Origin of the sequence: Streptomyces sp. NPDC059443, from assembly GCF_042750105.1 — a bacterium.
Lineage (GTDB): Bacteria > Actinomycetota > Actinomycetes > Streptomycetales > Streptomycetaceae > Streptomyces.
Genome location: NZ_JBHYVM010000038.1, coordinates 80742 through 86936 on the forward strand (window position 1 = coordinate 80742; position 6195 = coordinate 86936).

The 6195-nt window shown below is 68.0% G+C and carries 7 protein-coding genes and 1 tRNA gene; 5 read left to right on the top strand and 3 right to left on the bottom strand.

Annotation, left to right across the window (positions count from 1 at the left end):
* Positions 1–68: 68 nt before the first annotated feature.
* Entirely contained in the window at positions 69–773 is a 705-nt protein-coding gene (locus ACFXDJ_RS29955; protein ID WP_384653047.1) for an SIMPL domain-containing protein, read from the top strand.
* A 156-nt stretch (positions 774–929) separates the two neighbouring features.
* Entirely contained in the window at positions 930–2357 is a 1428-nt protein-coding gene (pyk, locus tag ACFXDJ_RS29960) for a pyruvate kinase (protein WP_384653049.1), read from the top strand.
* A 22-nt stretch (positions 2358–2379) separates the two neighbouring features.
* Here pyk and ACFXDJ_RS29965 read toward each other — a convergent pair whose 3' ends face one another.
* Positions 2380–2952: an RBBP9/YdeN family alpha/beta hydrolase gene (locus ACFXDJ_RS29965; RefSeq protein ID WP_384653051.1), complete on the bottom strand. Its 573-nt coding sequence runs from the start codon at positions 2950–2952 to the stop codon at positions 2380–2382.
* 83 nt (positions 2953–3035) lie between these two features.
* Here ACFXDJ_RS29965 and ACFXDJ_RS29970 point away from each other — a divergent pair, with 83 nt between their 5' ends.
* On the top strand, positions 3036–3635 hold the full coding sequence (locus ACFXDJ_RS29970; protein ID WP_384653053.1) for a TetR/AcrR family transcriptional regulator: 600 nt from the start codon (positions 3036–3038) through the stop codon (positions 3633–3635).
* Positions 3636–3774: 139 nt separating this feature from the next.
* A complete protein-coding gene (locus ACFXDJ_RS29975) occupies positions 3775–4326 on the top strand; it encodes a hypothetical protein (protein WP_384653055.1) in 552 nt (183 codons plus the stop codon).
* Here ACFXDJ_RS29975 and ACFXDJ_RS29980 read toward each other — a convergent pair.
* Positions 4323–5066, bottom strand: a complete 744-nt coding sequence (locus ACFXDJ_RS29980) for a transcriptional regulator (protein WP_384653056.1) — start codon at positions 5064–5066, stop codon at positions 4323–4325. The two genes, ACFXDJ_RS29975 and ACFXDJ_RS29980, sit on opposite strands and share 4 nt — an antisense overlap.
* Before the next feature lie 109 nt (positions 5067–5175).
* Positions 5176–5250, bottom strand: a tRNA-Leu gene (locus tag ACFXDJ_RS29985).
* 99 nt (positions 5251–5349) lie between these two features.
* Here ACFXDJ_RS29985 and ACFXDJ_RS29990 point away from each other — a divergent pair.
* Positions 5350–6009, top strand: coding sequence for an ANTAR domain-containing response regulator (locus ACFXDJ_RS29990; protein ID WP_384653058.1), 660 nt, complete (start codon positions 5350–5352; stop codon positions 6007–6009).
* Positions 6010–6195 lie beyond the last annotated feature (186 nt).

Below are 6195 nucleotides of genomic sequence, written 5' to 3' on the forward strand. Positions count from 1 at the left end.
CGCAACACCCCCAACAGGTTTCGATCCGATGACCACACTCATACGAGCGGCAGTGCGAGAGTGAAACCATGACCCAGGACGCATCGCACCAGCCCTACGGAACCCCCGAAGTCCCCCGCGTCGCAGTCCGCGGCGAAGCCACCCTCGAAGTCGACCCCGAGATCGCCCGCATCGGCATCACCGTCAGCGCCCGCGGCACCGACCGGCGCACCGCCCTCGAAGACCTCACCCGCCGCAACAACGCCGTCCTCGACCTCGTCAAAAGCTACGGCGACCCCGTCGAAAAACTCGAAACCGGCGCCTTCTCCATCACCCCCGAACTCACCCGCCACGGCCGCGGCGAACGCATCCGCGCCTACCACGGACGCGTCCACCTCACCGCCGAACTCAACGACTTCACCACCCTCGGCGAACTCACCACCCGCCTCGCCGACCTCGAACTCACCCAGGTCGACGGCCCCTGGTGGGCCCTGCGCCCCACCTCGCCCGCCCACGGCGAAGCCCGCCGCCAAGCCGTACTCGAAGCCGTCCAGCGCGCCCGCGAATACGCCGCCGCCCTCGGAGCCAACCTCGCCGCCCTCGTCGAACTCGCCGACCTCGGAGCCGAGAACGCCCCCGCCCCCTTCCGGGCCGGCGCCCCCGGCGCCGGCATGCGCACCATGGCCTTCAGCGCCACCGAGGACACCGCCCCCGCACTCGACCTCGAACCCCAGCGCCAGACCGTCTACGCGCAGGTCAACGCCCGCTTCACCATGACCCCTCCCCAGCTCTGAAACACCTCTCCAGGTCGAACATTCGGCGCCTCGGGGGTGCTCATCAGAGCACCCCCATGCACATTCAACAATTGTCAACAACCTTTTGCCTAAAGGTTGTTGAGTGGACACCCGGAACCAATTTCCTACTGCCTGGTAGGGGCATACGCTCGCCCCATGCGCCGAGCGAAAATCGTATGTACCCTGGGCCCCGCCACCGACTCATACGACCAGATCAAAGCCCTGGTCGAAGCCGGAATGGACATCGCCCGCTTCAACCTCAGCCACGGCACCTACGCCGAACACGAGGAGCGATACCAGCGCGTCCGCAAGGCCGCCGACGAAACCGGACGCAGCGTCGGCGTCCTCGCAGACCTTCAAGGCCCGAAGATCCGCCTGGGCCGCTTCCGCGAAGGACCCGTACTCCTTGAACGCGGCGACGAATTCACCATCACCGTCGAAGACCACGAAGGCGACCGCCACACCTGCGGCACCACCTACAAAGGCCTCGCCACCGACGTCACCACCGGCGAACGCATCCTCGTAGACGACGGCCGCGTCACCCTCGAAGTCACCGCCGTCGACGGCCCCCGCGTCCACACCCGCGTCATCGAAGGCGGCATGGTCTCCGACCACAAGGGACTCAACCTCCCCGGCGTCGCAGTCTCCGTACCCGCCCTCTCCGAAAAAGACATCGACGACCTCCGCTGGGCCCTGCGCATCGGCGCCGACGTCATCGCCCTCTCCTTCGTCCGCAGCGGCAACGACATCCAAGACGTCCACCGCATCATGGACGAAGAAGGCCGACGCCTCCCCGTCATCGCCAAGGTCGAAAAGCCCCAAGCAGTCGAAAACATCGACGACATCGTCGCCGCCTTCGACGGCATCATGGTCGCCCGCGGCGACCTCGGCGTCGAAATGCCCCTGGAACAGGTCCCGATCGTCCAGAAGCGAGCCGTCAAGCTCGCCAAGCGCAACGCCAAACCCGTCATCGTCGCCACCCAGATGCTCGACTCGATGATCGACAACTCCCGGCCCACCCGCGCCGAAGCATCCGACGTCGCCAACGCCGTCATCGACGGCACCGACGCCGTCATGCTCTCCGGCGAAACCAGCGTCGGCAAATACCCCGTCGAAACCGTCCGCACCATGGCCCGCATCATCGAAGCCGCCGAAGAAGACATCCTCGCCAAGGGCCTCCCCCCACTCACTGACCGCAACAAGCCCCGCACCCAAGGCGGAGCAGTCGCCCGCGCCGCCGCCGAAATGGGCGACTTCCTCGGCGCCAAATTCCTCGTCGCCTTCACCCAGAGCGGAGACACCGTCCGCAGGCTCTCCCGCTACCGCTCACCCATTCCCGTCCTCGCCTTCACCCCCGACCCCGCCACCCGCTCCCAGCTCAACCTCACCTGGGGCGTCGAAACCTTCCTCGGCCCCCACGTCGACTCCACCGACGCGATGGTCGCCCAAGTCGAAGAAGAACTCCTGCGCATCGGCCGCTGCGTACCCGGCGACATCGTCGTCATCACCGCCGGCTCACCCCCCGGCGTCACCGGATCCACCAACCTCGTCCGCGTCCACCACATCGGCGACGCCGTCCGCTGAAGCCGACACCCAGCGGCCCCGGCTACAGCACCTCACGTATAAGACGCACCGCGTCGGGCAACTCCAACCGGCTCTCACCCGCACTCGGGAAGTGCCCGCCCGACGCGGTCACCCGCGCCTCCGCGCCCAGCTCCCGCACGAACCGCAACACATGCTCACCGGTCTCCTCACCCGTCACCGGGTCATCCGCCGCGTGCAGCACCCGGAACTCCCGCGCCGCCTTACGGATCCGCTGCCAGTCGAACTCCGGCGTGAAGAACGGCGCCAACGCGTCGTACCCCACCTCCCCGGACATCGACGCCACGAACACCACCCCCGCGAACGCCCCCTCGGCCTCCGTGTCGTGCCGCTGAAGCAACCGCAGCACATTCACCCCGCCCAGACTGTGACCCACCAGCACGGTCTCGCCCGCCGGCGCCCCCTCCGTCTGCTCCTCCAGCTCCCTCAGCCACACATCGGCCTCCGGCGCGAACGGCTCGGGGAAATTCGGAATCCGCACCTCATGCCCCTCGGCAGCGAACTCCTCACCCGTCGCCGCATACCAGTGCTCCCCGCCACTCATCCCGTACCCGTGCGCGATCACGATCCTGCCCATGGCTCCGCCCCCTGCTCTCGCCCGACCCATCAATCGAAACGCGACGCCGCGTTTCGATAAAACGGTAGGGCTATCGTGAAGCCGTGTCAATCACTCCTTCGGGGAACCCACCCCGCACCGGCGGCCGCCTCCGCAACGAAGACGCCCACCACTCCGTCCTCGAAGCCACCGCCGCACTCCTCGTGGAAAACGGCTACGGCGCCCTCACCATCGAAGGCGTCGCCAAGCGCGCCAACGTGGCCAAGAGCACCGTCTACCGCTGGTGGAAGTCCAAGCCCGCCCTCGTCATGGACGCCTACGCCCACGAAACCGCCACCCGCGTCCCCGAACCCGACACCGGCACCCTCGCCGGCGACCTCACCACCTTCGTCACCGACCTCTACCGCATCGGCCGCGACCCCGTCCGCGTCAAAGCCCTCACCGGCCTCATGGCCGAAGCCCAACTCGACCCCGCCTTCGCGGAACCCTTCCGCGCCTGGGCCGCCACCCGCCGCGAGGTCGTCGCAACCCTCCTCACCCGCGCCATCACCCGCGAGGAACTCCCCGCCACCACCGACCTCGCCCACGCCACCGACCTGGTCTTCGGCCCCTTCTGGTACCGCCTCCTGGTCGCCCACGCCCCGTTGGACCCGGCCGACGCGGAAGCCCACGTGACGACCGTCCTGCGCGGCCTGGCCCGCTAGGACCCGCCCGGCGGATCATGCTCAGGAGGTAGGCCGACTCAACCGAAGGTCGCAGCAAGACGACACCCTGGCAGGACGCCCGGCCCGGGCGCGCGGCGGAGGATCTTGAGACAACGCACACGCCCATCGGGAGGTCGCCATGGCTACCGGGAACGCCCTGTCCGCCGAGCCCCACGCCGGTTCCCACACGGTGCCGCGCTGGGCGAACCGGATGGCCCACGCCGTACCGGTGGCCGTCCTGCCGTCGGGGTTATGGCGCATGGCCATGGCCGTCGGCATCCCCGTCGGCTTCAGCGGGCAACTGGCCAAGGACTGGCAGCCCGGCCTCGAAACCTCCTCCTACATCACCTTGTTGACCCTCTTCACCGAAGGACTGGCACTCCTCACCATCGGCCTGGTCAGGCCGTGGGGCGAGACGGTCCCACGCTGGATACCGATCCTCGCCGGCAGGCGCATCCCGACATGGGCGGCGGTCGTTCCGGCGACACTGGGGGCTTGCGCGGTCACCGCGCTGTCCTTGCAGATGTTCTGGGGAGGCGCGCCCGCCGATGTAGGTGGATCCGAGGCCCCTCAGGGCGCAGCCGCGTGGATCATGAACGCGTGCTACGTGCCGATGCTGCTGTGGGGGCCGCTGCTCTTTGTCGTCACCGTCGCCTACTACCTGCGGCGCCGAGGCGCTGGGCGCACCTAGTACTTCGGCCCGATGTGCTCGTCCATCAGCGCGACGGACGCCTTGCGGGCGATGGACACGTTGAAGGGGTCGCTGCCGCGCGCCAGGATCGTCCACTGGACGCCGACCTTCGCGAGGGTGTCCGTGCAGAGCTTGCGGATGTCGTCGGACTTGTTGGTGAAGAAGTACCGGGGGTACTCGTAGCGCTTGCCGTTGCGGACGGTCCAGTTGGTGATCCGACACCCGTCGGAGTGGATGAGCCCCCGGATGAACTCCCAGGGGTGGGCGTCGACGATGGCCTGCTGCCAGTCCTCAAGGATGATCCGCCGCTCGTGCTTCTTCCCGGGCCCGTGCTGGGGGAACAGGCAGGTGAGGTGCTTCGAGTGCACCTTGACGTCGTGGCAGCCGGCCTTCCGGGCCCGGCATACCCGATTGGACGGGAACACTTGCCGCATCGACTGTTCCGCGCAGTTCATGAGGCCGGGCCACTTGTCGTCACAGGTGATCCTCATGCTCGGCACGCGGTGATTCGCAGGCTGGCTTATGTAGCCATCGCCGAGATAGAGGCCGAGTAGGTAAGAGTAGGAGGCCGTGTCGGTGGGGGGAGCGCAGGATGCGGCCTGGTTGACCAGGGGGTCCAGCCGCTTTTGCCAGGAGCGAATCGCGGCCCGGGAAATGCCCGTTTCCTTGCTGACCGAGTTCATGCTGCGACCCTCGTCGAGCAGGCTCAGGGTGCGGATGCGCGTGGCGATGTCGTACATGTGACCGACGCTGCTGCACGTGATGCGTCCGCATGATGGGATTTGGCAAGCTTCGCTAGAAAGAGCGATGGTCACGCGAAACTCGCGTGACCATGGAATCGAAGTTATGTGCCCCAGGTGGGATTCGAACCCACACTGTCCGCTGTTTGAGAGCGGCCTCTCTAACCGGTTGGAGTACTGGGGCCTAAGAAACGAAGGCTCGGGGGAGCCCTGCGCGACACCACCATACAGGAGGTGGGTAGGCTCAGGGGAGCTTGATATGCCCCGCAAAGAGGAGCCATCCGTGACCGCCGAGCACGAGTCGACGCCCACGCCCGACGCCGACCAGTCGCACGTTCCGCCGCTGACGACCCGGGTCGTCATCGCCGAGGACGAGGCGCTCATCCGTCTCGACCTCAAGGAAATGCTGGAGGAAGAGGGCTACGCCGTCGTCGGCGAGGCCGGAGACGGGCAGACCGCCGTTGAGCTGGCCCGGGAGCACCGGCCCGACCTGGTGATCCTCGATGTGAAGATGCCCGTACTGGACGGCATCTCCGCCGCCGAGAAGATCGCGGAGGAGTCCATCGCCCCCGTGCTGATGCTGACCGCGTTCTCGCAGCGCGACCTGGTGGAGCGGGCGCGGGACGCCGGGGCCATGGCGTACCTGGTGAAGCCCTTCAGCAAGAGCGACGTCGTACCCGCCATCGAGATGGCCGTTTCGAGGTTCGCTGAGCTCCGTGCGCTGGAGAAGGAGGTCGCTGACCTCTCCATGCGCTTGGAGACCCGCAAGCTCGTGGATCGGGCGAAGAGCATCCTGCAGACGCAGTACGGGCTGTCCGAGCCGGCCGCGTTCCGCTGGATCCAGAAGACCTCCATGGACCGCCGGATGTCCATGCAGCAGGTTGCCGAGGCGGTCATCGAGGACGCCGAGGAGAAGAAGGCAGCCGCGGGCAAGGGGGAGTAGTACCCCGACAGCGAGCAGAACGAGGCCCGGGGGCGGCCCGCCCCAGTGGCGCCCCGGGGGCGGCGCCGCGCGCCCGGGGGCGGGGCGCCGCCGGGCTGGGGCGGCGGGGGGTCGGGGGGGTGGGGCGCGGGGGAGCGGTTCCCCTCGTCCGTCCACCCCGCCGGGTGCAACCCCGGCGACGAGCAG